Origin of the sequence: Natronococcus pandeyae (genome assembly GCF_008122205.1) — an archaeon.
GTDB lineage: Archaea > Halobacteriota > Halobacteria > Halobacteriales > Natrialbaceae > Natronococcus > Natronococcus pandeyae.
The window spans coordinates 379,720-404,677 of the sequence record NZ_PHNJ01000002.1 but is presented as its reverse complement, the minus strand read 5'-3'; the positions used below and the strand labels follow the sequence as shown (position 1 = coordinate 404,677).

23 protein-coding genes are annotated in these 24,958 nt (G+C 63.9%); 14 read left to right on the top strand and 9 right to left on the bottom strand.

Translation table 11 applies throughout. From position 1 onward, the window contains the following. Position 1: 1 nt before the first annotated feature. Positions 2–421 carry a PPC domain-containing DNA-binding protein gene (locus CV102_RS05550; protein WP_148856894.1) on the bottom strand — a complete coding sequence of 140 codons (420 nt, stop codon included), beginning with the start codon at positions 419–421 and terminating at the stop codon, positions 2–4. A 271-nt stretch (positions 422–692) separates the two neighbouring features. Between CV102_RS05550 and CV102_RS05545 the strand changes: the two genes are divergently transcribed. From CV102_RS05545 to CV102_RS05525, 5 genes are all read left to right on the top strand, one after another. Beyond that, the gene (locus CV102_RS05545; RefSeq protein WP_148856893.1) at positions 693–2,366 is read left to right on the top strand and encodes an ABC transporter substrate-binding protein; all 1,674 of its coding nucleotides are present in this window, start codon (positions 693–695) and stop codon (positions 2,364–2,366) included. A gap of 103 nt (positions 2,367–2,469) precedes the next feature. Next, positions 2,470–3,468, top strand: coding sequence for an ABC transporter permease (locus tag CV102_RS05540; protein ID WP_148856892.1), 999 nt, complete (start codon positions 2,470–2,472; stop codon positions 3,466–3,468). Between the two features lie 2 nt (positions 3,469–3,470). Beyond that, positions 3,471–4,472 (top strand): ABC transporter permease, encoded by a 1,002-nt coding sequence (locus CV102_RS05535; protein ID WP_148856891.1) that lies wholly within the window; start codon positions 3,471–3,473, stop codon positions 4,470–4,472. A gap of 2 nt (positions 4,473–4,474) precedes the next feature. Further along, positions 4,475–5,593: an ABC transporter ATP-binding protein gene (locus CV102_RS05530; protein ID WP_148856890.1), complete on the top strand. Its 1,119-nt coding sequence runs from the start codon at positions 4,475–4,477 to the stop codon at positions 5,591–5,593. A gap of 16 nt (positions 5,594–5,609) precedes the next feature. Next, positions 5,610–6,920, top strand: coding sequence for an ABC transporter ATP-binding protein (locus CV102_RS05525; RefSeq protein WP_187432881.1), 1,311 nt, complete (start codon positions 5,610–5,612; stop codon positions 6,918–6,920). Positions 6,921–7,436: 516 nt separating this feature from the next. On the opposite strand, the gene CV102_RS05520 is transcribed toward CV102_RS05525, so the two are convergent. Both CV102_RS05520 and CV102_RS25755 read right to left on the bottom strand, forming a co-directional pair. Next, entirely contained in the window at positions 7,437–7,955 is a 519-nt protein-coding gene (locus CV102_RS05520; protein WP_148856888.1) for a hypothetical protein, read from the bottom strand. A gap of 118 nt (positions 7,956–8,073) precedes the next feature. Next, positions 8,074–8,235 carry a DUF7556 family protein gene (locus CV102_RS25755; RefSeq protein ID WP_187432863.1) on the bottom strand — a complete coding sequence of 54 codons (162 nt, stop codon included), beginning with the start codon at positions 8,233–8,235 and terminating at the stop codon, positions 8,074–8,076. A 135-nt stretch (positions 8,236–8,370) separates the two neighbouring features. Between CV102_RS25755 and CV102_RS05515 the strand changes: the two genes are divergently transcribed. The 5 genes from CV102_RS05515 (at position 8,371) to CV102_RS05495 (ending at position 13,547) form a co-directional block, all read left to right on the top strand. Continuing rightward, the gene (locus CV102_RS05515; protein WP_148856887.1) at positions 8,371–9,222 is read left to right on the top strand and encodes a CBS domain-containing protein; all 852 of its coding nucleotides are present in this window, start codon (positions 8,371–8,373) and stop codon (positions 9,220–9,222) included. Then, entirely contained in the window at positions 9,215–10,996 is a 1,782-nt protein-coding gene (gene glyS / locus CV102_RS05510; RefSeq protein WP_148856886.1) for a glycine--tRNA ligase, read from the top strand. Before CV102_RS05515 ends, glyS begins: the two co-directional genes overlap by 8 nt. A 339-nt stretch (positions 10,997–11,335) precedes the next feature. Continuing rightward, entirely contained in the window at positions 11,336–12,478 is a 1,143-nt protein-coding gene (locus tag CV102_RS05505) for a bacterio-opsin activator domain-containing protein (RefSeq protein WP_148857112.1), read from the top strand. A gap of 47 nt (positions 12,479–12,525) precedes the next feature. Then, positions 12,526–12,858: a HalOD1 output domain-containing protein gene (locus CV102_RS05500; RefSeq protein WP_148856885.1), complete on the top strand. Its 333-nt coding sequence runs from the start codon at positions 12,526–12,528 to the stop codon at positions 12,856–12,858. Positions 12,859–12,956: 98 nt separating this feature from the next. Next, a complete protein-coding gene (locus CV102_RS05495; protein ID WP_148856884.1) occupies positions 12,957–13,547 on the top strand; it encodes a dolichol kinase in 591 nt (196 codons plus the stop codon). 58 nt (positions 13,548–13,605) lie between these two features. On the opposite strand, the gene CV102_RS05490 is transcribed toward CV102_RS05495, so the two are convergent. Then, on the bottom strand, positions 13,606–14,253 hold the full coding sequence (locus CV102_RS05490) for a helix-turn-helix domain-containing protein (protein ID WP_148856883.1): 648 nt from the start codon (positions 14,251–14,253) through the stop codon (positions 13,606–13,608). Positions 14,254–14,336: 83 nt separating this feature from the next. Here CV102_RS05490 and CV102_RS05485 point away from each other — a divergent pair, with 83 nt between their 5' ends. Further along, the gene (locus tag CV102_RS05485) at positions 14,337–15,266 is read left to right on the top strand and encodes a DUF6176 family protein (RefSeq protein ID WP_148856882.1); all 930 of its coding nucleotides are present in this window, start codon (positions 14,337–14,339) and stop codon (positions 15,264–15,266) included. A gap of 351 nt (positions 15,267–15,617) precedes the next feature. Here CV102_RS05485 and CV102_RS05480 read toward each other — a convergent pair whose 3' ends face one another. After that, entirely contained in the window at positions 15,618–17,084 is a 1,467-nt protein-coding gene (locus CV102_RS05480; protein WP_148856881.1) for a flippase, read from the bottom strand. Positions 17,085–17,577: 493 nt separating this feature from the next. Further along, positions 17,578–18,078: a TspO/MBR family protein gene (locus CV102_RS05475; RefSeq protein WP_148856880.1), complete on the bottom strand. Its 501-nt coding sequence runs from the start codon at positions 18,076–18,078 to the stop codon at positions 17,578–17,580. A gap of 138 nt (positions 18,079–18,216) precedes the next feature. Between CV102_RS05475 and CV102_RS05470 the strand changes: the two genes are divergently transcribed. The 3 genes from CV102_RS05470 to CV102_RS05460 all read left to right on the top strand — a co-directional run bounded on the left by CV102_RS05470 (position 18,217) and on the right by CV102_RS05460 (position 23,021). Further along, positions 18,217–20,655, top strand: a complete 2,439-nt coding sequence (locus tag CV102_RS05470) for a DEAD/DEAH box helicase (protein WP_148856879.1) — start codon at positions 18,217–18,219, stop codon at positions 20,653–20,655. Positions 20,656–20,908: 253 nt separating this feature from the next. Continuing rightward, the gene (locus CV102_RS05465; RefSeq protein WP_148856878.1) at positions 20,909–22,504 is read left to right on the top strand and encodes an HTTM domain-containing protein; all 1,596 of its coding nucleotides are present in this window, start codon (positions 20,909–20,911) and stop codon (positions 22,502–22,504) included. 100 nt (positions 22,505–22,604) lie between these two features. After that, positions 22,605–23,021 (top strand): thiol-disulfide oxidoreductase DCC family protein, encoded by a 417-nt coding sequence (locus CV102_RS05460; RefSeq protein ID WP_148856877.1) that lies wholly within the window; start codon positions 22,605–22,607, stop codon positions 23,019–23,021. Here CV102_RS05460 and CV102_RS05455 read toward each other — a convergent pair. The 3 genes from CV102_RS05455 to CV102_RS05445 all read right to left on the bottom strand — a co-directional run bounded on the left by CV102_RS05455 (position 23,018) and on the right by CV102_RS05445 (position 24,880). Further along, complete coding sequence (locus CV102_RS05455; protein WP_148856876.1) at positions 23,018–23,797, bottom strand: Sjogren's syndrome/scleroderma autoantigen 1 family protein; 780 nt, start codon at positions 23,795–23,797, stop codon at positions 23,018–23,020. The genes CV102_RS05460 and CV102_RS05455 overlap by 4 nt on opposite strands. A 63-nt stretch (positions 23,798–23,860) precedes the next feature. Continuing rightward, positions 23,861–24,292 (bottom strand): GNAT family N-acetyltransferase, encoded by a 432-nt coding sequence (locus tag CV102_RS05450; RefSeq protein WP_148856875.1) that lies wholly within the window; start codon positions 24,290–24,292, stop codon positions 23,861–23,863. A 129-nt stretch (positions 24,293–24,421) separates the two neighbouring features. Beyond that, positions 24,422–24,880, bottom strand: a complete 459-nt coding sequence (locus CV102_RS05445) for a TIGR00725 family protein (protein ID WP_148857111.1) — start codon at positions 24,878–24,880, stop codon at positions 24,422–24,424. Positions 24,881–24,958: the final 78 nt, after the last annotated feature.

The window sequence follows — 24,958 nt, the reverse complement described above, 5'->3', positions numbered from 1 at the left end:
GTCAGAGCCAGAGGTCGAGTTCGGTCGTCTCGTCGTACTCGCGCTCGAGGGGTTCCTCGAAGACGCGCAGATGGACCTCGCCGGCCCAGACCGTCGCTTCGTTCAGGTGACCGGCGTAGGTAGTGCCGTCGGGGTCCGAAAGGACGGCGTGGGTGTGGGCGAATCGCTCTCCATCCAGGAGCGAGATGTTCCCGATGCAGCTCGCGACTTCGAGCGGTTCGTCGAACTCGATCGGATAGTACTCGCACTCGTCCTGATCGTAGAACCAGAGTTCGGCGTCCTGGACCGCTCCGAGCGCGCTAAACCAGCCCGCGTCGGCGTCGACCTCGTTCGCGAGCGACTCGATCTCGGCCCGCCAGTCCGCTCCCGTCTCGAGACGAGCGACGTACTCGTCCACAGTTTCGACGGCTCGATAGTTCATACGCAACTACTGTGTCGGCCGAGAGAAAAAGACCACTGGTCGCCCACGCGGTGATGGCTCCCAAGAGCGACTCTCGATTCTGATGGTGTCGCCCCGACGAAATTGGGTGCGTCCCAGAGCCCCTAATGATACAATTATCGGTCAAGAGGCTCGAAATATTCAGTCAGAGAGTCGAGACGGGTTCGGTTTTACGAATCAAAGGGTGATACCAGGTGTCATTCACTAAAGACCAAAACATATATGTCTTGTTGTCACGGCCATTACTGTGAGAATGGCAAACAACCAGAACTTATGGGCCCGACGGCGAATTCTCGCCACGGGTGGTGCGGTTTCCGCAGCAACTATTGCAGGGTGCATCGGTGGGAACGGAGACGACGACAACGGCAACGGCGACGACGAGGTCGCGGACATCAGCGAGTACCAGCACGACGGGGAAGAGCCCGACGACCAGGATCGAAGCGACTCGCTCGAGTTCCTGCAGCCGGCAGATCCGGACGAGGACTACGACCCCGTCATCTCCTTCGACTCCTACAGTATGCAGGTCGCGAACCTGGTGTTCGACGGCCTCTACGAGTGGGACGACGAACTCGAACTCGAGCCGAAGATCGCAGATGGGATGCCCGACGAGGAGGACGACGGCGAGACGTACATCTTCGACATCCAGGAGGGAATCGAGTTCCACAACGGTGACGAACTGACCGCCTCGGACGTCGCCCACTCCTTTACCGCGCCGGTCGAGGAGGAAACCCAGAACGCGGCGACGTACGCGATGATCGAGTCCGCCGAACCGATCGACGACTACTCGCTCGAGGTCACCCTCGAGCACCCGTACGGTCCGTTTACGATGTCGACGATGGCAGTTCCGGTCGTCCCGGAAGACGTCCGAACCGAAGACCCGGAAGCGTTCAACACGGATCCGATCGGCTCCGGTCCGTTCCAGTTTGCAGAGTTCCAGCCCGGCGAGTACGTCGAACTCGAGCGCTGGGAGGACTACTGGGATGAGCCGATGCCATATATTCAGGACATCCGCTTCGAGGCGGCACCGGACGACGCCAACCGTGTCGCACAGGTCCTCGCAGGGGACACGGACGTCATCGACACCGTTCCGGCGACGGAGTGGGACGAAGTAGACGGAGCGGACGGCGTTCGTATCCACGGAAGCCGGAGTCCGTCGTACATGTACCTCGCGTTCAACTGCAACGAGGGCGAGACGACGGATCCCGACGTCAGACGCGCCGTCGCGCACTCGTTCTCGATGCAGGAGTTCGTCAACGAGCACCTCGGCCCCGCTGCCGACCCGCTGTCGAGTCCAATTCCGGAGGTCACCGACGAATCCGGTGGCTGGGAGTTCCCGATGGACGAGTGGGAAGAGGAGATGCCCGAGTACGATCCCGACCAAGCCCAGGAACTCCTCGAGGAGGCCGGCGTCCCGGACGACTGGGAGCCGCGCATCATCGCCCCGGAGGGCGGTCCGCGGGAGGCGCTGGCCGAGCGGATCGGCTCGCGACTCAGCGAGATCGGCTACGGCGCGGACGTCCAGGGGATGTCCTTCGCGACCCTCGTCGACACGTACAACACCGGCAACGTCGACGACTACGAGATGTACCTGCTGGGCTGGACCGGCGGTCCGGACCCCGACGTCTACTACTACAACCTGTTCCACGAGAGTCAGGAGGGCGTCGGTCAGGGTCACTTCTACGAGGGGCAGGGCGACTTCCACGACAACATCCTGAACGCCCGAGAGAGCGCCGACCAGGACGAGCGCCGTGACCTGTACGTCGACGTCACCGAAGAGATCATCGAGTATCTCCCGGTGCTCCCGGCGTACTCCGAACACAACACGATGGCGGCACGCGAGGAGGTCGAGGACATCCACGCGCATCCCTCGGTGAGCTACAACCCGCGCATCGTCTCCGACTACCAGAACACCTGGATCGACGAGTAATCCCTCGTCGACGCCCGGCGAACCGTTTCCCTCCTCACGTAAACAAGAGAGCAAGGAAGGAATTAAATAATCACGAAGAAATAAGCCGATTACAGTCCAAGATATGGGACTACTTCGCTACACAACCTATCGATTCATTCAAGCAATTCCCGTCCTGATTGGTATCTCTATCCTTACATTCATTCTCGCGAACCTGACACCGGGAGATCCAGTCAGACTCATGACACAGGGCCAGGAGGTCACTCCGGAACAGATCGAGCGAATCGAGGCACAGTACGGCCTCGACAGACCGCTACACGAGCGGTACCTCGATTACATGGCAGGACTGGTGCAGGGAGATATGGGCCACAGTTTCCACCGGAACCGGCCCGTCACGGACCTGATCGCCAGTCGAATCGGACCGACGCTGCTGCTCGTGCTGTCGGCGTACGCGTTCGCACTCGTCACCTCGATCCCGCTCGGAATCATCGCCGCCAAGCGACGCAACGATCCGTTCGATCACGTCTCCCGGATCGTTGCACTGTTCGGCGTGAGCACGCCCTCGTTCTGGATCGGGATTATGTTGATCCTGATTTTCGCCGTCCAGCTCGGCTGGCTCCCGTCGGCGGGGCTCGTCTACCCGTGGTGGTCACCGGAGACGTACGGCCATAGCGGCTACTTCGAGCACCTTATCGAAACGATGCGCTACCTGCTGTTGCCGATGATCGCGCTGGGAACGCTGCAGATGGCGACGCTGATGCGCGTCGAGCGCACGCAGATGATCGAGTCGCTGCAGGGGGAGTACGTCAAGCTCGCCCGGGCCTACGGCGTTCCCGAGCGGACGATCCTGCGAAAGCACGCGTTCCAGGTCGCCCAGCTGCCGATCATCACGATCGTGGGACTCAACCTGTCGACGGCGCTCGGCGGTGCCGTCCTCATCGAGTTCGTCTTCAACATCAACGGACTCGGCCGGCTGTTCTACGAGGCGATCATACAACTCGACTATCAGCTCATCATGGGCATCACGATGATTATTGCAACAATGTTCGTTATCGGCGTCATTATCACAGATATTGCATACGCGTACATCGATCCACGCGTCACGTACGGGGAGAGTGAGTAACGATGGCAGTAGGTGAATCACAGGTCGGAAGCGGCTCCGAACCGGCTGAAAAGGAAGTCGAAGCGCGAACGGGGTGGCGAAATACCCTCAAAAAGATCAAGCGGGACACGACCGCACGCTGGGGACTGTACGTAATCGGGTTCGTGCTTGCTGTGACGGCCTTCACGCTCGTCGACAGCAACCTCTCCCGGTTCACGTTCGGTGCGATTTCGGACTTCGCGCTCGCCGAGGCGCTCCCCGTCCTCGAGCATCCGGAACGGCTGCCGGCGCCCGGTGAAGCCGAGACCAACCAGCCGCCGATGTTCCACGCCGACGGCTCGCTCTCGAATCCCCTGGGGACCGATCCGAACGGACGTGATTACTTCACTCGAATCGTCTACGGTGCGCAGGTGTCGGTCAGCGTCGGCATCGCCGCGACGTTCCTCGGTCTGGTCGGCGGAACAGCCGTCGGCGCAATCGCCGGCTACTACGGCGGCTGGATCGACGACATGCTGATGCGCGCCATCGAAACCGTCTACGCAATTCCCCCGCTGATCCTGATCATCGTCTTTACGGTCTTCGTCAGCGGCGGAAGTCCCGACGTCCGGTTCGCGATCATCGGCGTCGGAATCGCCTTCATTCCGGTGTTCGCCCGGATCATCCGCAGCGAGGTGTTGTCCGTCCGCGAGATGGACTACATCGAGGCGGCACGGGCGGCCGGAGTGAAGGATCGAAACATCATCCTGCGACACATCATTCCGAACAGTTTCGCGCCGGTACTGGTCTACGCGACTCTCCAGATCGGCGTGACCATCCTCATCGTCGCCGGCCTCTCGTTCCTCGGCTTCGGTGCCCAGCCGCCGACCCCGGACTGGGGGGAGATGCTCAACACCTCCCACGGCTACATGCACTCGAACGTCTGGCTCTCTATCTGGCCCGGACTGGCGATCATGATCACCATCATGGGCTTCAACCTCTTCGGCGACGGCCTGCAGGACGCACTCGACCCGCGAATTAACGACTAACAATGAGTTCTGAACCACTACTCCGCGTCGAGAACCTCAAGACGCAGTTCTTTACGGACGCCGGTACAGTACGCGCAGTCGACGGAATCTCCTTCGAGGTACACGAGGGCGAGATCGTCGGACTCGTCGGGGAGAGCGGCGCCGGTAAAAGCGTCGCCTCGATGAGTCTGCTCCGACTCGTCGAGAGTCCCGGCGAGATCGTCGGCGGCGAGATCACCTACAGGGGCGAGACGCTCTTCGGTCTCGAGGAAGGACCCGACGGCGAACTCCGGGAGCGAGACGATATGCTCTCGAACGAGGAGATGCGAACCCGGATCCGGGGCAACGAGATCGCCGTCATCTTCCAGGACCCGATGGAGACGCTCAATCCGGTGTTTACCGTCGGCGGACAGCTCCGGGAGTTCATCGAACTCAACCGCGATCTCTCGGGGAAGGAAGCCCGAAAGGAGGCGATCGAGATGCTCCGTGAGGTCGGCATTCCCGACCCCGAAGAGCGCTACGAGGAGTATCCACACCAGTTCTCCGGCGGGATGCGCCAGCGCGTGCTCATCGCGATGGCGCTGGCCTGCGAGCCGAACCTCATCATCGCCGACGAGCCGACGACGGCGCTCGACGTCACCGTCGAGGGCCAGATCATCGACCTCGTCGACGAACTGCAGGAGAAGTACGACACGAGCTTCGTCTGGGTCACCCACGACATGGGCGTCGTCGCGGAGATCTGCGACCGAGTGAACGTCATGTACCTCGGCGAGATCATCGAACAGGCACCGGTCGACGAACTGTTTCACGACACCAAGCATCCCTACACGGAGGCACTGCTGAACTCGATGCCACGGCCCGACAGAACGGTCGGCGAACTCGAGCCGATCGAGGGCGTGATGCCCGAGGCGATCTCGCCGCCCTCCGGCTGCCGGTTCCACCCGCGCTGTCCGGACGCCAGGGAGGTCTGTCAGCGCGTCCATCCAGAGAACAAGGAAGTCGCTCGAGCGGACGGCTATCCCCACAACGCGGCCTGCGTCAAGCACGACGTCTTCGACGTCGGCTACGACGAGAGCGTCCCGCTCGACAAGGAGCCACAGATGACCGCAAGCACGCCGAGCGCAGGTGATGACGGTGAGTAGTCCACTCGGATCCGAGATGAGCGGCGAGGACATCGCCTACGGAGACTCGCTGGTCGAGGTCGACGGGCTAAAAAAGTACTTCAACCAGGATTCGGGGCTGTTGAGCGGTGTCTCCTTCGACCCGAATCAGTTCCCGCCGATCGACGTCGGACAGCAGCGCGTCAAAGCGGTCGACGACGTGAGCTTCGAGATCCGGCGCGGCGAGACGCTCGGTCTCGTCGGCGAGTCCGGCTGTGGAAAGAGTACGCTCGGACGGACGATTCTTCGCCTGCTCGAGCCCACCGACGGGACTATCAACTTCAAAGGTGACGACCTCGCGACGCTGAGCGGCGAGGAACTTCGTCAGAAGCGCTCCGAGATCCAGATGATCTTCCAGGACCCACAGTCGTCGCTCGACCCGCGGATGCGGGTCGGCCAGATCATCGAGGAGCCGATGCGCGCCCACGACATGCTCGACGACGAGGGTCGAGAGGAACGGGCGAAAGAACTGCTCGAGAAGGTCGGGCTGGATCCCCACCACTACAACCGCCATCCTCACGCCTTCTCCGGCGGACAGCGCCAGCGGGTAAACCTCGCGCGTGCGCTGTCGGTCAACCCCGACTTCATCGTCTGTGACGAACCCGTCTCCGCGCTGGACGTCTCCATCCAGGCGCAGGTGCTGAACACGATGGAGAAACTCCAGGAGGAGTTCGGGCTGACCTACCTCTTTATCGCCCACGACCTCTCCGTGATCCGCCACATTTCGGATCGGGTCGCCGTGATGTACCTCGGCAACATCGTCGAACTGGCCGACAAGGAGGAGCTCTTCGAGAACCCGCAACACCCATACACGGAGGCGCTACTCGAGTCGATTCCCGTCCCCGACCCGCGGAAAGGCGAGGCGCGCGGCGTCCTCGAGGGCGAGGTACCGAGCCCGATCAACCCGCCCTCCGGCTGCCGGTTCCGCACCCGGTGTCCACGCCTGATCGCGCCCGACGAATACGAGTGGACCGACGAGAAGTGGGACCAGACCCGGGCGTTCATGCGCGCGGTCAAGCGGCGAACGTTCGAACCCATGACGGACGAAGAGCTCCGCGTCGAGTTCTTCGGCGGCACCCTTCCCCAGGGCGAGCCAGGAGAGATCGTCGAGGAGGCGATCGACCTCATCGCCACCGACCACGCGAGCGACGAACTCGAGCAAACCCAGGACGAGTGGGACGAAGCGCGCGAACTCCTGCTCGATTCGTTCGCCCGCCAGAGCATCTGCGCGACGGAAGAGCCCGCCTACGAGATCGAACCGGAGTACGGGACCGACGCCCACTTCGCCGCCTGTCACCTGCACCGGTAGCGAGTCGAAACAGGCGAATCGCTTATTTTCGCGATTTCTGGGCGTCAATGGTCGACCGTCGATCGTGGGATCGATGCCGAGCGCGATTCACGAACACGTCAACCGTCACTCGGACGCTACTATCCCGTTTGCTGATATTCTATCACGTTGTGAGTAGTTCACTAATCTCGTTGAGAACAATTATACAACATTGTCATTAATCGTAAAAAGGCTTAAACAGTCGACGCCATTATTAACTCGTATATGAGTAAGACTATGTCAGTGCTGACGATGGCGATCGGCATCACCACGAAAGTACAGCGAGCGATCGATAACTCCCCACAATTTTCGGGAGTGCAGCGGAGCGAGAGCGGACGTCCAGATACGAACCTCCCGCCAGGCGGGTTCCTCACGGGATAACTCGTCGGGGGGGTCGGTCGTAATCCGGCGAGCAGTGATCTTGTTTTTTACAGGTGGTTCGAGGCGAATGCCACAGGGCTTGACCTCGAGGCGGTTCACCAACGGCAGTTCGTCCCGCTACCGAATCGTAATGATCGTGGAGTCGCTGGGCTCGAAGGCACCCTCGTGTGTCGCGACGAAGACGCGAATCTCGTACTCGCCGGGATCGGGGATCACGGACTCGCGGTAGGACCCGTCGCGATCGCGCTCGAATCGACCGTTCCAGGTGAACGTCGTCTGTTTTCGCTCGCCACCCCTGAAGTCGAACGACGAGGGGCGATCACGCGTGTAGCGCCGTTCGTCGCTGGCCTCGAGTTCGCCGTCGATCGCCCATCCCCAGCGGCGCCGTTCGGGCGTCGGGATCTTGATCGGAACCGGCAACGGATTCTTGAAATCGACGGTGATCTCGACGGGGTCGTCACGGTCGTAGACGTCCCGATCGGTCTCGACCGAGACCCGGATAACGCGCCGGGCGAGCGCCGTCGGGATGAGTGCCGAGAGGAACGTCGCGGTCGTATACCGGGAGTCATCGGTCTCGCTTCGGACGCTGTTACTCGCGTCCCGTCCGGAATCGTCTCGAGGGCGCGGACCAACCATTTATCGAAGACACAGGTGTCTGAGAATCAAATAGTGTACGATACGCGGGGCAGCGGCCGCTCGCATGAATCCGCGCCGCCAGGGGACGCTCACAGTCAACCGCGTCGAACAGCGGAACTCACCGCATCGCCGGAAGTGTCGGCGCGTCGTCGGCCCGCATCGAGAGCCACGCGTCGTCGACAGCGATGTCCGCGATGATGAACTCGTCGGCAGACTCGGTCGCGTCGATCGCGCCGACGACAGTGTCGCCAGAGGAGACGGTGTGAGTGTCTAACACCATGTGCGTATGTCAATACCACCCACATATAAACGCGTCGAATTGGAACGTCCAGTTTCACGACTACTCGGAAACCGAGACGATAGACCGGCGTGTGAAACACTGGGTTTATACTCATTTTGGCCGTACCGTGGGGATATGAACGTAGTCGACGCGATGACGCCGCGGGAGGACGTGGTAACCGTCGAACTCCCAGGTACCCGAGAGGACGTACTCGAGTACCTGCAGGAACAGTCGTTCTCGTCCGTGCCGGTCGTCTCGGAAACCGACGAGAGAGTGGAGTACAGAGGGCTGATTTCCCGAGACGTGCTGATCGAGCAGCCCGACGAAGACCAGCTCGTCATGCTGATGGACGAGGTCCCGACGACGACAGCCGAGACCACGCTCGAGGAGGTCGCACAGCTGATGGTCGAGGAGGGCGCGCGCCGCGTGCCGGTCGTGGACGGAGAGCTCGAGGGGATCGTCACGGTGACCGACGTGATCCACGCGATCGCGGCGGGGGACCAGGAGACCGACGACACCGTCGGCTCACACGCGAGCGAGGACGTGAACACGAGCTACGAGGGCGCGCCGCTGCCCGTCGCCGAACGTGAACTCTACTACGCGAACGTCCCGTACACGGTCGCACTCGACGACGACGGCCGGATGAGCGGCGTACTCACGGAGGTCGACATCATCGACGTCGCCCGTATCGTCGAGGGCGAGGAGGAGACGGGTGACAACTTCCCCGACCAGGACTCCGAGTGGTCGTGGGAGGGAGTCAAGGGTGTCGGGAGCCGCTACCTCCCGACACGGGACATCGAGATCCCGAACGGGCCGGTCCGCGAGTTCATGAGCGACGAGGTCGTGACGGTCTCGGCCGAGAGAACGGTTCAGAAGACCGCACAGCTGATGATCAGCAACGACATCGAACAGATCCCGATGGTCACGGGCGAGCAACTCGTCGGCATCGCCCGCGACGTCGATCTTTTGGAGGCACTCTATGAGTGAGCAACGACAGACGGACGTAGCCGAGACGGACGAATCGACGAGCGAGAAACTGGTCGAACTGGCCAAACGGCGGGGCTATTTCTTCCAGTCCTCCGGCGCCTACGGCGGCGTCGGCGGGTTCTACACCTTCGGTCCGCAGGGTGCCGCACTGAAGGGCAACGTCGAAGACGCCTGGCGCGACCGCTTCGCCGTCGCGGAGGGGAACATGGAGATCGACGCGCCGACGATCATGCCCGAACCCGTCTTCGAGGCGTCGGGCCATCTCGACGGCTTCGACGACATGCTCGTCGAGTGTCCGGAGTGCGGCGAGAGCCACCGCGCGGATCACGTCGTCGAGGACAACACCGAGTACGAGGACGCCGAGAGCCTCCCGATCCCGGAGGTCGAAGACGTCATCGCCGAGTACGAACTCGTCTGTCCCTCCTGTGACGCCGGCCTCGCGGGCCAGGCCGTCGAGGCGTTCAACCTCATGTTCGCGACGAACATCGGTCCCGGCGACTCGGATCCAGGCTACCTGCGCCCCGAGACGGCCCAGGGCATCTTCGTCGAGTTCCCCCGTCTCAAGGAGTACGCCCGCAATCAGCTCCCGTTCGGCGTGACCCAGATCGGTCGCGCCTACCGCAACGAGATCAGCCCGCGGCGCTCCATTATTCGGACCCGCGAGTTCACGCAGGCCGAGCTCGAGTACTTCGTCGACCCCGAGGAAGACGAACCCCCCCTCGAGCGCGTCGAAGACGTGGAGGTAACGCTGTACCCCGCGAGCGAGCAGAACGCGGAGGACGGTGACGAGGTTCGGACGACGATCGGCGACGCCGTCGACGACGGGGTCATCGGCAGTCCGTGGGTCGCGTACTTCCTCGGCGTGGCGAAGCCGTGGTACGACGCCGTCGGCGTCGACATGGACCGGTTCCGGTTCCGTCAGCACCTCTCCGGCGAGCGGGCCCACTACGCCGCGGACTGCTGGGACGCCGAGAGCGAGATCGACGGCAACTGGATCGAGATGGCCGGCTTCGCCTACCGGAGCGACTACGACCTCTCGAAACACGAGGAGCACTCCGACGACCGGTTCACGATCTTCAAACAGTACGACGAGCCACAGACGGTCGAACGCGCGGTGGTCGACCCCGACATGAGCTACCTGGGGCCGGAGTTCGGCGGCGACGCGCAGGCCGTCGTCCAAAAACTCGAGGAACTCGCGAGTCGCGACCGCGCCGCCTTCGACGGCGAGACGGTCGAGATCGTCCTCGAGGGCGAGAGCCACGAACTCCCCGTCGAGAAGACCGGCTTCGCGGTCGAAGAGCAGACCGAAGCCGGCGAGCACATCACGCCTCACGTCGTCGAACCCTCCTTCGGCGTGGACCGATTGGTCTACACCGTCCTCCATCACGCCTACAGCGAGGACGAGGTCGCCGGCGAGGAGCGAACCTACCTCGACCTCGATCCCGAGGTCGCGCCCACCTTCGTCGGCGTCTTCCCGCTGCAGAGCGACGACGAACTCGAGGCCGAGGCCCGCGACATCGCCGCGGCGCTTCGCGCGGAGGGCCTCGCCGTGACCTACGACGACTCGGGCAACATCGGTCGACGCTACCGCCGTCAGGACGAGGTCGGCACACCGTTCTGCGTGACGGTCGACTACGAGACCGTGGAGGCCGACGAGCGGTCGGTTACGGTCCGGGAGCGCGACTCGACCGACCAGAAGCGGCTGCCGATCGACGACCTGCCGGAGACGCTGTCGGCGCTTCGGACCGGCGAACTCGAGTTCGAAGAACTGTAGACGCGGATCCGACTCCGTATCGGCCGGTCCGTGAGCCCCACGACTTCCGGTGAGAGCCGCGCCACCACCGCCATCGGGCGCGAACGACGCGGTAACTCGTCGGCTACGCGCCCTCGTACCGTTTTCCTTTCAAATTTGGAACCACTGGAACACATTTATCCGGTGGCACCATACCCGTGGTATGGACCGGCATCGATCCGGCGAGGCGTCGTTCGGACGCAGCGTCAGTCGTGTCCGCACGCACCGATCGGAACTCGGCTATCGCAGTATCGGACGGGGTAGGGACGGGTACAGCCGTTTCGAGGAAGGCCGTTGACCCGTTCGTCAGACGATGGAGCCGTGACGGATTCGCCGACGAGCGACGTTCCCGACGAAGAGTCGAACGACCAGCAGACGGACGAGCGGCAGTATCGACCGCCCGGAGACCTCGCTCAGCGCGTGTTCGATATGAATCCGGTCAGCACCGTCGTGATCGGCCCGAAGGGTGAGTTCGCCTTCGCCAACAGGCGTGCAGTAGAGACGCTCGGTCTCACGAGCGAGGAACTCGTCGGCCGAGCGTACGACCACTCGGACTGGAACATCTACTACGACGATGGAACGCCCGTTCCGGCGTCGGAAAATCCGGTTGCGCGAGTCTTCGAGACGGGCGAACCGGTGCTCGGATTCGAACACTGGATCGAACGTTCGGACGGCTCCGAACGGTGGCTATCCAGTAATTCGGCACCAATTCTGGACGAGACGGGAGCCGTCGAGTACGTCGTCGTCGCGTTCGAGGACGTGACCGCATTGAAGCGACGCGAGGAGCGATTGACCAGCGACCACGTCCGGCACCTCGAGTTTCGCGCCGACGAGTCGGCAGTCCCGCCCTCCCTTCGCACCGAGGGGTACGAAACGCGGATCGATATCGACTCCGTCGTCTTGCTCCCCGACGGGACGACCGTCCAGTACATGGGAACGGCGGATCTCTCCGCGAGCGAGTTCGTCACCGCCGTCGAAGAGGTCCCACACTTCACCGACGCACGGTTACTCAGCTCGATCGACGGCTACAATCGCATCGAAGCCCACGCGGAACCCGAGACGGTATCCCAGGTGTTTTCCTCCCTCGGCGGCCGCCCCCGCGACATCGCCATCGCTCCCGACGAGGTCAGGTTCCGCGGAGAGCTTCCGGGCGACGTGGATCGCCGACTGGCCGCAGACGGGATTCGGCAGTTCCACCCCGACGTCGAACTGGTGTCCGAGGAACTCGTCTACTCGCCGCACCTGCTGTACGACGTCGTCGCAGACGCGCTCACCGAGCGGCAACTCGCCGTGCTCGATTCCGCGTACTTCGGCGGCTACTTCGACACGCCGCGGACCAGCACCGGCGACGAACTGGCAGACCGGTTCGGTGTCACCCGACAGACCTTCAACCAGCACCTGCGCAAGGCCCAGCTGACGGTCTTTCGCCACCTCTTCGAGAAGTCCGGTGCGGACGCACGCTGACTGGTCAGCGTCCCCTCTTACCCCGGTGTCTGTTATAGTGTAGGTCAATGAACGACAATACAACTGCACCCGACTCTACTCCCGCTGCTCCGTTCGGTGAGGACAGTGTAGGATACGACCCGACTACGGAAGCGGCATACACTCGTTTCGATACGGATTACAACACAGTCGTCGTGGCGATCGTCGAAGCCGTGGCAACCGTTACGAACCGCGAACCCGAAGCCATGGAACCGCTGTACGCGGTCATCGATCCCGAAGCACTCACCGACCTCGTGTCGTCGGTCCGAGAAACGCCCGTCGAAGTGGCTTTTTCGTACGAAGACTGTCGAGTGAGCGTTTCGAGCCGCGGTACCGTCGTCGTCGAGCAGCCAGACGAGTGAGCCCCAGAACGGGCCTTGCGCGACTGGGTCCGGTACGATCGGTCGCGTCGCGAACGTAACCGACGGACTGAAGGTATCGTCGTTCGAGGGTTGCGGTGATGGCTGACGAACTAAAGCGCCGTCTCGTCCACGCCAGCGGGGCGGGGCTGGTCGCGCTGTATCTCCTCGCGGACTCTCTCGGTCTCGGTCTCACCTGGGAGCGGTTTCAGCTCCTGATGGTGGTCCTCGCCCTCGGCGTCATCGGCCTCGAGTTCCTGCGACTACGCGTCGGTCTCGAGTGGTGGATCTACGAGAAACTGACTCGCGAGTACGAACAGGACCAGTTCGCCGGCTACGGCTACTACATGGTCAGCATGACGATCGCCGTCCTCCTGTTCCCGGCCGAAATCGCCCTGCCGGCGATGTTGATGCTCGCGGTCGGCGATCCGATCAGCGGTGCGGTGTCGGACAACAGCCTGAAGCGAATCAAGGGAGCGAAGGTTCTCGTCACGATGTTCGTCGTGAGCGTGCTCCTCGCTACTCCCTTCCTCTACGAGTATCCCCTCGCCGTGCTCGCGGCGGCGGTGGGCGCGACGATCGCCGACGGCGTCAAGTTACGGGTCGGCGATTTTATCGTCGACGACAACCTGACGATCCCGATCTACGCAGGCGGGTTGGCGTATCTGGCGCTCGTTTTCCTTCCCGCATAGCATCTGGCGCTCGTTTTCCTTCCCGCGTGCCGATCCGGTGTCCGTGTATACCAGCGAGCTAAGGTCCAGTGTCGAGAACCTGTTCGACCGCTCGAGCCTCGCCCCGGCGAAGCAGCTCCGAGGCCGTCGAGACGGCACACTCGAGTTCGGCGGCGACGGTCTCGATGCCGTGCCGGCGTGGTACCTCGTAGTAGCCGACGCTCTGGGCAGTCCGCAGCGCTTCGCGCTGGCGGTCCGAAAGGGGCCGTTCGGTCGCCGTCAACTCGTCGTGGGCCCACAGCACGTCCATGGAAACCCCGTCGGGAACCGTCTCGAGAATCGCTCTGAGATCGTCCGGGTGGCCGACGAGTGTCAATCGCATCGTCCGATCGGATCGAACCTCGATCGGCGGGACGACAACGACGGTATCCTGTGCGAGCGCGTTCAGTAAGGAACGTCCCTCCGGACCGAGCTCCCGGCGAAGGTAGAGAAAGAAGCCGTCCTCGACGGGCGTGATCTCGTACTCGCGAACCAGGTGCCGGTCGGCGACCAGCGGCTCGTACGCCTCGGGATCGCCAAAGACGAACGACGTGATCGTCTCGACGCCCTCGACCGCCTGTCCGCCGAGAATCAGTTCCCGCTCGAGATCGGGAGACGAACAGATCCCCTCGTGGATCGGGGAGAGCGCTTCCGGCGCGTACTGCAGTTCGATTCGGACCGACTTCATAACCGATCGTACAGGGGCGTGACACTTAAAACGGCGATAGGTTTCGGGAACACTGCGAACGGCATCGACACCAACTATCTGGTATGAACGCTCGTCCGCGGGTTCGCCGGAGCCTCGTTCTCGGAGCAATCACCGTCGCCGCTGGGGTCGGCTACGCGCGGTACCGCAGGCGTTCCGCGTCGGCCACGACCGAGCCGAGAGTGATCACTGAACGCCACGCGAGCGCGTTTCTCGTCCGCCGGCGCGTCGACGAGAGCCGACTCGAGTCGGTTCGAGAAGCGGTCTCGCAGACGTGCGACGACGATGGCCCCGACCAGTTGCTCGGCCTGGAGGGCGCGACCACGGCGTCGCTGTTTCTCGACACCGGCGGGGAGGAGCCAGAACTAATCTGGTACGTCGAACTTCCGCGGTCCGCGACGGTCGACTGGAACGATCCGAAGTTACGAGTCGAGGCGGCGTTTCCCCTCGAGCACGAGGCGATCGCCGACGAGGGGGACGCGGTCGACCACGAACTGCTCGTCCACGCCGTCAACCCGGTCCGGCCGCGCACCGCGACGGGCGAACAGGACGGTCCGCTCGTCGTCGCCGGCCCGGACATCGGCGTCGACGTCGAACTGGTACAGATGCGCCTCGAGCCGGGAGTTCCGGAGCGATTCGCGGACTGGTTCGCCGGAGTTTCGCGTCGCGTCGAGAGCGGCGAACTCGACCTCGGCCCGATCGAGCGCTGGAGCGCGGAGATGCTCGACGCCGAGAACATGTACACCGAGTCGATACTCCTCGAGCGCCGACCCGACGGCTACGTGCTTTGTGGGTACATGGAGACCGAGAAAATGGAACGGGTGTACGACGCCTACTACGATACCTGGAATCCGGTCGCAAGAGGGTCGGAGGTCGTGCTTGGACGCGTGCTCGAAGACCCGGGACAGCTCCTCGACTACCCGCTCGAGACCGACGTCGAACCGCTCGCGCACGCGGTCGATCCGGATCGGCCGCGGCGACCCGAGGAGTGCTGAGACGCGGGTCGAAGGTCGACGGCAAGGGCACCGTCGAAATCGTACTGTCCGGACGGTTCGAGGGGACCCTCCGTTCGCTACGGGCGAATCACATCCACGCCTCGGATCAGTGGATCGGGGACGGCGTGGAACTCCCTGTTGCCAGGGCGGGTCGTGCACCGAATTCTCGTCGCCGCGCAGACTCGGCACAGATGCGGCGCTGACAGCTCCCGCGTACTCGGTAGCGGTCCCTTCAGCGGTGTCGCTGTCGGTGGAGCGTGTTGCCCGATGGAGGCCACTCGTGATCCCGTTCGAGACGTTTCGATCGGTGTGCAAATCTGTACGCGAGCGGGGTCTCGAGCCCGTCCGGGTTCACGTCAGGAGCGCGATCGTCTCGCGCGGGTTCATCACGCCGCTCAGGGTTGCGAGCACGCCCCAGACGAACACGCCGAGTGCGATAACGCCGGCGAGCGCGAGCACGTTCGAGACGTAGGGAACGAGCAGAAACACCAGGGCGCCCATTCCGAGCGAGATAGCGCTCGCGAGCGCGAACGACCGGCCGAGACGGGCGAAATTCAGCGAGAGCTCGAGGTGCATGACGTAGACGTTGACCAGCGTGTAGATGCCGAACGTGATGACTGTCGCCAGCGCCGCCCCCGTCACACCGTAGATCGGGATCAAGAGAACGTTGAGGACGACGTTTCCGACGGACGTCGTTCCCTTTGCGACCGCCCGCGCCTTTGCGCGCCCGAGGTAGTCCAGCCCGTTCGTAGTGACGTCCGTGATCGACTGGAAGAAGACGTAGACCCCGAGTACCTGAAGAACGGGGGCCGCGCCGGCGTAATCGGCGCCGAAGACGAGATTGATGGCGGGTTCCGCCACGAGGATCATTCCGACCGCGGCCGGGATGTACAGCAAAAAGACGTACTGCAACGAGGTCTCGTAGATCCGAGCAACCTGATCGAGCGAGTCGTTCGCCTTCTGCTCGCCGAACGTCGGCGAGATGGAGAAACCGAGCGATCCGGAGGGGACGGTAACGAACTCGGAGATCTGTTTCCCGAGGACGTAGTAACTCACTGCAATGGGGCTGGCAAAGAACGCGACGAGAACCGTATCGACGCGCCGATCGAGGATATTCGCGCTGTGTGAGGCGGTCAGCGGAACGCTGTAGCGAAGCATCCGGTTGCGAAGCGATTTACTGCCGCCGCCGTCCCGGTACTCGGTGTAGAACCGGCGGTACAGGAACACGGCACCGATCACCGTCGCGAGCGCGAGACCGAGAACGTAGCCCAACAGCGCTCCGGCGACCCCCAGCCCGAGCGCCGTCAACCCGACGACGAACAGGACTCGAGTGACGTTGTTGGTGATTTCGACGACGGCGCTCAGGTCGACCCGGTTGAACCCCTGGAAGAGCGTCTGGTGGTACGAGCAGAGCGACTGGAAGACGAGATAGACCGCCCCGAGGAGGAGCAGCGTCGACAGCTCCGGCGTCTCGAGGACCGTCGCGATCAGATCCCGCGAGAGGACGAGAATCGCCGCGACGATACCGAGCAGCAGTAGTCGGTACTGCAACGAGGTCCGCAAGAGGTAGGGAATCGTCGACGGCTCGGTTTCCTTGTTGTCCGAGACGTATCGTGCGGCGGACCGCGAGAGTCCGAGATCCGCGCCGAGCTGGGCGATGGAGACGATCGCGATGATGAGAAACAGCAGGCCGTACTCGTCGGGTGTCAACAAGACGCGAGCGAGCAACAGCATCAACAGCCCGTTCGCGATATTGTTGACGAGACGAGCCCCGAGTGTGGCCTTGAATCCCTGGACGATACGGTCCGTTACCGACATAGATCGATCGTCACGAGCGCGCCCGTCGTTCGGCGACGTCGGCCGTCCGGTCGGGTCCGATTCGGCAACCGGGAGAGACGGGCGAGTCCAGACGGCGGAGAAAGAGTATCCTGTGAGCGATGCATCGATCTCGATCGCTGAACGGGACGATAATCCGTCGCTTTCACTGGAAGGTGGCAGTTCCGGGACAGTCATTGTAATCCACCCCGTACCGCGAGTTTTCCGAGACGTACCGTCGCAGCGATCGGCGTTGCATCGTCGACACTGGTCGCCGTCCGCATGCCGTCTTCGGCTGGAAACCGATCGGCGGGCGATCGCTCGGTATCCTCGGCGTACCGGGTTTTCCCGCGACCGTTCCGAGCAGCGACACCGACGCTGCCGACAGTAATGCGGAGACTTCTGCGGGGGCTTCGGCCTCGCGCGGAGATGACGAGTTATTCGCCCGGTTATCGATCGAACCGATCACTTCGCGGCGGATCTCACCGGATCCGACTCAGGCGTTCAGCCGCCAGAGTTCGAAGTTGAGCACCGTCGCGAACGTTACCCAGGCGAGATACGGGAGGAGCAACGCCGCGGCACGACGGTCGACGCGCCGGAACGCGGCGATGGTGGCCGTGATGAGTACCCAGAGCGCGATGATGATTCCGAGCGCGACCAGGGGCGCCTCGAGCGTAAAGAAGGCCGGCGTCCAGGCGACGTTGAACGCCATCTGGGCGACGAACAGCCCCAGCGCGAGTCGCCGACCGTCGGCGTCGCTGCGCCAGACCAGCCAGAGCGCGATCCCTAGCAGCGTAAACAGCAGGGTCCAGGCGACGGGGAACGCGATATCGGGCGGGTAGAACCACGGCTTCTCGAGGCTCCGGAACCAGGCCGTGTCGGGCGAGGAGAGGACGCCTGGGACGCTGCCGACGACGTTGACGAGGACGACGAACCCGATCGCGGCGAGTATCGACCCGCCGTCGGGTAACCGTCGGATCGGTGTTCGGGTTTCCATACCCGTTCGTAGGGCGCGGGTGCGTTTATATCGGTGGCCAGCGGGCCGGATTCGTGGCCGTCTCGGGGGGTTACACCGAACGTCCACTTTCACCGCGGTACGAGAACCCTTATTCACAGCGAGGGTGAACGCCCAGCAATGGCAGCGACGGACGAGGACGGCGGCCAGCCCACTATCGATCACCCGCTACTCGAGCCGAACTTCCTCGAGCGACGGCTCTACCAGCTCAAGCTCGCGGGGACGGCCGCGAACCACCACACGCTCGTCTGTCTCCCGACGGGACTCGGCAAGACGACGGTGAGCCTGCTCGTGACGGCGCGACGGCTCGACGAGGTCGGCGGCACTGCACTGATGCTCGCCCCGACGAAACCACTCGTCCAGCAGCACGCGGAGTTCTACCGCGAGGCTCTCAAGGTTCCCGACGACGAGATCGTCGTCTTCACCGGCGACGTCAGTCCGGACGACCGCGCCGAACTCTGGGAGGAGGCGACGATCGTGATGGCCACCCCCCAGGTGATCGAGAACGACCTCGTCGGCAGTCGGATCTCGCTCGCCGGCGTCACCCACTGCACCTTCGACGAGTGCCACCGGGCGACCGGCGACTACGCGTACAACTACATCGCCGAGCGCTACCACGCCGACGCCCAGGAGCCGCTCGTCACCGGAATGTCGGCGTCGCCCGGCGGCGACGAGGAGGCCATCCTCGAGGTCTGTGAGAACCTCGGCCTCCAGGAGGTCGAGGTGATGACCGAGGAGGACGCCGACGTCGACGAGTTCACCCACGACACCGAGGTCGAGTGGGAGCGAATCGACCTCCCCGAGGAGGTGCTCGAGATCCGTGACGCGCTGAACGAGGTGATAACGGACCGCCTCGAGAAACTCAAGGAACTCGGCGTCGCGTCGTCGACCCAGCCCGACCAGTCTCAGAAGGACCTGAACCGGATGCGCGCGGAGCTCCAGGAGCTGATCAACAACGACCAGTCGGAGGGGTTCAAAGGGATGTCCGTCCACGCGGAGGTGATGAAACTCCGGCAGGCGGTCACCCTGGTCGAGACCCAGAGCGTCGAGGCCCTGCGACGGTACTTCGATCGCCAGCGCAACCAGGCCCGCTCGTCGGGCGCGTCGAAGGCCAGCCAGCGGATGGTCTCCGATCCCCGGGTCCGCGAGGCGATGCGACAGGCCGAGAACTTCGACGAACTCCACCCCAAGTACCGCAAGACCCGAATGCTCCTCGCCGAGACGCTGGGTCTCGAGGGCGGCGAGCGCGTGATCATCTTCACGGAATCGCGCGACACGGCCGAGGCCCTGACCGACTTCCTCTCCGAGAGCTTCGACGCCAAACGGTTCGTCGGACAGGGCGACCGCGAGGGCTCCGACGGGATGACCCAGAACCAACAGCAGGAGGTGCTCGACGCCTTCCGCGCCGGGGAGTTCGAGGTGCTGGTCTCGACATCGGTCGCCGAGGAGGGACTGGACGTGCCGGAGGTCGACCTCGTGCTCTTCTACGAACCCGTTCCGACGGCGATCCGGTCGATCCAGCGCAAGGGCCGGACGGGCCGTCAGTCCGAGGGGCGCGTCGTCGTCCTGATGGCCGAAGACACCCGCGACGAAGCCTACTTCTGGATCTCACAGCGCCGCGAGAAGGAGATGGAGTCGGAACTGCGCGAGCTGAAGGGGATGGCCGACGAACTCGAGGACGAACTCGACGCCGCCCAGCAGTCGCTGGCGGCGTTCGACACCGAAGCGAAAGTGAACGGGGGAGCGGAAAAACCGCAACCAGGGAGCGGGGGTTCCAGCGGAAACGAGGGGGTTTCAAACCAGCCAGGACTGCAAAAATTCGACGAAGCGAACTCGGAATCGAGTACCAGCGACGAGGCGACGGCCGACGAGGAGGTCGAAACGCACGAACCGCACGCCGAGGGCGAGACCGTCGAGGTCGTCGCCGACCAGCGCGAGATGGACGCCAACATCGCGCGGGAACTCTCGAGGCGCGAGGAGTACGAGGTGCGCCTGGAAACGCTCGACGTAGGCGACTACGTGCTGTCGGATCGGGTGGTCGTCGAGCGAAAGTCGGTCGCCGACTTCGTCGACTCGCTGGTCGGGGGCGACCGGTCGGTCTTCGAACAGGTCGGTGCGATGGGGCGCCACTACGCGCGCCCGATCGTGGTCGTCGAGGGCGAGGGACTGTACGAACAGCGCGACGTCCACCCGAACGCCGTCCGGGGCGCGCTCTCGAGTCTCGCGGTCGACTTCGGCGCGAGCGTCCTCCGCACCGAGAGCGAGGGCGACACGACCGACCTGCTCGCGGTGATCGCCGGCCGCGAGCAGGAGACCTCGAATCGGGAGGTTTCGGTCCACGGCGAGAAGCAGGCGAAGACGCTGGCCGAACAGCAGGAGTACGTCGTCTCCTCGATCGCCGAGATCGGCCCCGTAACGGCGCGATCGCTTCTCGGCGAGTTCGGTACCGTCGAGGCCGTGATGATCGCGACCGAGGAGGAGTTGATGGAGGCGGAGGGAGTCGGTCGGGTGACCGCCGAGCGGATCCGCGAGGTCATCGGCACCGAGTACGAGGAGTAGGGATCCCTCGACGGGGAGCGGAAAATATATATCAGTTCCGTGTCGACTATCTTGGAGATAGCCGACCTGCTCCCTCCGCAGGCGGTCCGGACAGACGAGTGTCGGAACTGCCTCGATCGAGGAGGGAGCGGCGAATAGCTCGATTAGTAACGGTGCACAATGATGGGGGACTTACACGACACGGACGGACGCGGCGACGCGCAACGCTCGAGCGCGACGCACGCGAGCCAACGGAACAGACGGACCGAGACAGATGACGGCTGACACCGCGTCCGATTCCGCCGGACTGGGGAGCAAAATCAAACGAGGGGTCGCCGACTCTTTCCGGATCGATACGCGGACGCTGGCCGTGTTCCGCGTGTTCGTCGGCCTACTGATCATCGCGGATCTGTTGCTTCGGAGTCGAAATTTCACGTACTTCTACACGGACGACGGCGTCGTCCCGCAGTCGCTCGCACAGTCGATGAGTTCCGACGGTGCGTTCTCGGTCTACCACCTGACGACCGAACCGGTACTCGTCGCCGCGCTGTTCGTCCTGCAGGGACTGATCGCGCTACAGTTACTCGTCGGCTACAAGACACGGATCGCGACGATCCTCTCCTTTCTCTTCGTCGTCTCGCTGGACCACCACAACCCGCTGGTCCTGAGCTACGCCGACGTTCTGTTCCGACTGCTGCTGTTCTGGGCCATCTTCCTCCCGCTCGGCGAACGGTGGTCCGTCGACGCCGTCCACACCGATCGGGAACCGCGGGCGAGCGTCGCGAGTATCGCCTCCGCGCTCATCCTGGGACAGATGGTGTACATGTACTTCGTCAACGGCTACCACAAGGCACAGAACGACCTGTGGACCACCGGCGAGGCGACGCCGTTGATCATGGGGCTGGACGACACGACGTACTTCCTCGCACCCTACCTCCGCGAGTTCCAGACCCTGCTGCAGATCGGCGGGCTGATATGGTTCATCCTCCTCCTGTCTTCGTGGGCGCTGCTCCTCGTGGTCGGTCGGCGGCGCATGCTGCTCGCCGCGATGTTCATGGGGGGCCACGCGTCGTTCATCTTCACGGTGCGGATCGGTGCGTTCTCGTACGTCGCCATCGCCGGCCTCACCCTGTTCCTCCAGGCACAGTTCTGGGAGGATCTACAGGCAGTCGCTCGCTACCTCGAGATCGACCAGCGACGGTTCGCGGATCGACGAGCCGAACTCGAGCGGTTCGCGGCCTCCTTCCCGGAGGCCCGGTTCGATAGCGAGCGCCAGCGGCGCGCGAGACAGACGGCCTACAGCGCGGGCATCGGCGTCGTCCTCGTCTCGATGGTGCTGTTTACGGCCCTGAGTTTCGCTCCGATCGGCGGCGTCGCCGACGAGGAGACGGTCGTCGAGGAACGGATCGAGGGGACTGCCCAGCAGTTCAGCATCGACCAGCCGGACTGGAGCGTCTTCGCGCCGACGCCGCGGACGACCGACGGCTACTACGTCTTCCCGGCACAGACCGCAGACGGCGACGTGATCGACGTCTACAACGGCCAGGCGACGGTCTCCTACGACCGGCCGTACGACGAACTCCAGAAACAGTACGGCACGTACCGGGAGCGATTTTACATGAACAGCGTTCGCCGCGGCGGTTACCACGATAGCAACGACGCACCCGAGAAGCTGGCCGAGTACATCTGCACCACGTGGGAGGACGAACACGACACGGAGCTCACCCACGTGAACATGTACCGGGTCACCGAGGACGTGGCGATGAACACGACGGCCTCGCCGGCGGACCGCGAGACGAGCACGGGGCTCGTCTACCAGTACGGCTGCGGCGACAACGAGCCGTCGGAGATACAGCCACCGGGGAACTAATCTACGAGACTGTGTGACCGGTAAACGGCGGGACGGAACCCGTTCTCGGGACGGTGACCGGAACCCTGAACTTCGATCGTCGCGAACGCTCACCTATCCGATGAGCGAAGAGATTCCCGACGAGGAGCCGATCGTGCTCTTCGATGGCGTCTGTAACCTCTGTGCTGGCTTCGTCCAGTTCGTCGTCCCGCGAGACACGGAGGGTGTCTTTCACTTCGCGTCGCTCCAGTCCGACGTCGGCAAGCGACTGCTCGCCGAGCACGGCCTCGCGGACGACGAACTGGACTCGATCGTCCTCATCGAGGGCGAGGACGCGTACGTCAAGTCCTCGGCCGTCATCAGGATCGCCACCATCCTCGGCGGGGTCTACACGCTCGCTCGCCCGCTGCGATTCCTCCCGCGGCGGCTGCGCGACTGGGGGTACGACCTCGTCGCCGCCAACCGGTATCGGCTGTTCGGCAAGAAAGACCAGTGCATGATGCCGACCGGGAACGTTCAGGAACGATTTCTCGATTAGCGAAGCACGTCGAGCGTCTCGCTCGCCTCGCGAGCGGCTTCCAGACACTCCTTCGCGTACCGCGGATCGTCCGTCTCGGCGGCCTCACGCGCGAACTTCTCGAGTGCAGCGACCAGCGAGGCGTGAGCGTCGTCGAGACCGCCCGGCGGTGACGCGTTCTCGGGGGGCGTACGGCTCGATCCGGAGTGATGCTCGTCGTACTGCGCTCGGTTCGTCCCACTCCCTCGAGACGGCTCGGGCTGGGACGACTGTGTCCGGACCTCTCGATCCGGCGTCGGTCGGGACGACGGTGACGTGGGCTGGTCGCTCGAGTCGCCGGCCGGATCCGTCTCGGCCGTCTGTCCCCTCCGCTCCGGGGCGGCGTCCGGAGCGTCTCCGGCGGGAGCCGAGTCGTCGCCGGCCGTTCCGGGCTGGGGTCGATCGGTATCGTCGGGTTCGGTCGCCGACTCCTCGGCTGCCGACTGGGTAGCCGGCTCCTCAGCTGCGGACTGGGGGGTCGATTCCGCGGCCGCTGACCGATCGGCCGAAGAATCGGCCGGCTGTGCCTCGAGATCCGTCCCCTGGACGGCGTCGGGGTTCCCGTGACAGCTGGGACAGAACGTCGTCCCGTCCTGCTGGAAGAGCGGATCACCGCAGGTGCCACAGTGGGTGTTGGTCATCGTCGCGCCCTTCAGCAGGAGGTCGCTCATCCGCTGGGTAGCCTTCCGGTCGGCCTCGTCGCGCTCGTACTTCTCTCGAAGCTTCTCGCGCTCGGCTTCCTTGTCGAAGTCGCTCATATCCGTTTCAATGCGCCGGAAAGTCGAAAAAGCTGCGGAGCGCTCGGCGCCTCGAAATCCGGCTCACTCGGTCCGGCGGTACATCCCCTTCGAGGCCGGCCGGGTCTCCTCGAAGCCGAACCGCTCGTAGAAGCCGTCGACGTCCGCCACGAGGGTGACGTACGCTCGCGGCGGAGCTTCCGCCTCGAGATACGCCTCGAGATGTTCCATGATTTGCGTCCCGAGCCCTCGTCCCTGGTGGTCCGGGTGAACGGCCATATCCGAGATCTGGTAGACCGTGCCGCCGTCGCCGACGATCCGGCCCATGCCGACGACCTCGGCGGACGGTTCGTGGACCGCGATCACGCCGTAGAGCGAGTTCGGCAGGCCGCGTTCGATCCCCTCGAGCGAGCGCGGCGGCATGCCGGCGGCCTCGCGCAGCGCGGCAAACGTCTCGGGATCGGGCAGTTCCTCGCGGATCGCGTAAAAACCGACTCGTTCATCATCTGCAGACATACGGGAGCTACTGTCGGCCGTCCCTATAGTAGCCACTGAACGTCAGTGCACACCCGATCGCACGACAGCTGTGCGATCAGTGTGTGAATCGTTCCAGTTGGTACGATACTTGTAGGATTCGCTGAGGCGCTACCGATCGGTGTCCGACTCGAGCGCTTTTTCGACGGCGTCGACGGCTGCCGCGGCCGTCTCGGCTGTTTCGACGCCGGGAACGTCGTGGGTTTCGAGACCGACGATCGGTCGATCGTAGATCCCGGCGAAACCGATCTCCGAGAGCGTGCCGTGGCTGCCAGCCAGCGCGACGACCGCGTCGCCGTTCAGCGGGACGAGCGCGTTTCTAGCGTGTCCGAGACCGGTCGCGATCGCGACGTCGACGTACTCGTTCGCCGCCGCCCGCCGCTCGCCGGGGAGGATCCCGATCGTCGTCCCGCCCTCGGCTTTCGCGCCGCGGCAGACGGATTCCATCGTGCCGCCGCGGCCGCCACAGACCACCGTGTGTCCCCGTCGACCGAGTTCCCGACCGATCTCCTCGGCTCGCGACTCCGCCTCGTCCGTGATCGCACCGCCGCCGATGACGCTGACGCGCATACTCGAGACCGCGACGGCGAGCACAAAGACGGATTCGGTCGCGACGCTCGCGACCGATACTGTCGGCTGTAACTGCGT

What these genes read in the sequence shown, in the direction of transcription:
- CV102_RS05550 (WP_148856894.1), bottom strand. Translation starts at nt 421, where the DNA reads ATGAACTATCGAGCCGTCGAAACTGTGGACGAGTACGTCGCTCGTCTC.
- CV102_RS05545 (WP_148856893.1), top strand. Translation starts at nt 693, where the DNA reads ATGGCAAACAACCAGAACTTATGGGCCCGACGGCGAATTCTCGCCACG.
- CV102_RS05540 (WP_148856892.1), top strand. Translation starts at nt 2,470, where the DNA reads ATGGGACTACTTCGCTACACAACCTATCGATTCATTCAAGCAATTCCC.
- CV102_RS05535 (WP_148856891.1), top strand. Translation starts at nt 3,471, where the DNA reads ATGGCAGTAGGTGAATCACAGGTCGGAAGCGGCTCCGAACCGGCTGAA.
- CV102_RS05530 (WP_148856890.1), top strand. Translation starts at nt 4,475, where the DNA reads ATGAGTTCTGAACCACTACTCCGCGTCGAGAACCTCAAGACGCAGTTC.
- CV102_RS05525 (WP_187432881.1), top strand. Translation starts at nt 5,610, where the DNA reads ATGAGCGGCGAGGACATCGCCTACGGAGACTCGCTGGTCGAGGTCGAC.
- CV102_RS05520 (WP_148856888.1), bottom strand. Translation starts at nt 7,955, where the DNA reads ATGGTTGGTCCGCGCCCTCGAGACGATTCCGGACGGGACGCGAGTAAC.
- CV102_RS25755 (WP_187432863.1), bottom strand. Translation starts at nt 8,235, where the DNA reads ATGGTGTTAGACACTCACACCGTCTCCTCTGGCGACACTGTCGTCGGC.
- CV102_RS05515 (WP_148856887.1), top strand. Translation starts at nt 8,371, where the DNA reads ATGAACGTAGTCGACGCGATGACGCCGCGGGAGGACGTGGTAACCGTC.
- glyS (WP_148856886.1), top strand. Translation starts at nt 9,215, where the DNA reads ATGAGTGAGCAACGACAGACGGACGTAGCCGAGACGGACGAATCGACG.
- CV102_RS05500 (WP_148856885.1), top strand. Translation starts at nt 12,526, where the DNA reads ATGAACGACAATACAACTGCACCCGACTCTACTCCCGCTGCTCCGTTC.
- CV102_RS05495 (WP_148856884.1), top strand. Translation starts at nt 12,957, where the DNA reads ATGGCTGACGAACTAAAGCGCCGTCTCGTCCACGCCAGCGGGGCGGGG.
- CV102_RS05490 (WP_148856883.1), bottom strand. Translation starts at nt 14,253, where the DNA reads ATGAAGTCGGTCCGAATCGAACTGCAGTACGCGCCGGAAGCGCTCTCC.
- CV102_RS05485 (WP_148856882.1), top strand. Translation starts at nt 14,337, where the DNA reads ATGAACGCTCGTCCGCGGGTTCGCCGGAGCCTCGTTCTCGGAGCAATC.
- CV102_RS05480 (WP_148856881.1), bottom strand. Translation starts at nt 17,084, where the DNA reads ATGTCGGTAACGGACCGTATCGTCCAGGGATTCAAGGCCACACTCGGG.
- CV102_RS05475 (WP_148856880.1), bottom strand. Translation starts at nt 18,078, where the DNA reads ATGGAAACCCGAACACCGATCCGACGGTTACCCGACGGCGGGTCGATA.
- CV102_RS05470 (WP_148856879.1), top strand. Translation starts at nt 18,217, where the DNA reads ATGGCAGCGACGGACGAGGACGGCGGCCAGCCCACTATCGATCACCCG.
- CV102_RS05465 (WP_148856878.1), top strand. Translation starts at nt 20,909, where the DNA reads ATGACGGCTGACACCGCGTCCGATTCCGCCGGACTGGGGAGCAAAATC.
- CV102_RS05460 (WP_148856877.1), top strand. Translation starts at nt 22,605, where the DNA reads ATGAGCGAAGAGATTCCCGACGAGGAGCCGATCGTGCTCTTCGATGGC.
- CV102_RS05455 (WP_148856876.1), bottom strand. Translation starts at nt 23,797, where the DNA reads ATGAGCGACTTCGACAAGGAAGCCGAGCGCGAGAAGCTTCGAGAGAAG.
- CV102_RS05450 (WP_148856875.1), bottom strand. Translation starts at nt 24,292, where the DNA reads ATGTCTGCAGATGATGAACGAGTCGGTTTTTACGCGATCCGCGAGGAA.
- CV102_RS05445 (WP_148857111.1), bottom strand. Translation starts at nt 24,880, where the DNA reads ATGCGCGTCAGCGTCATCGGCGGCGGTGCGATCACGGACGAGGCGGAG.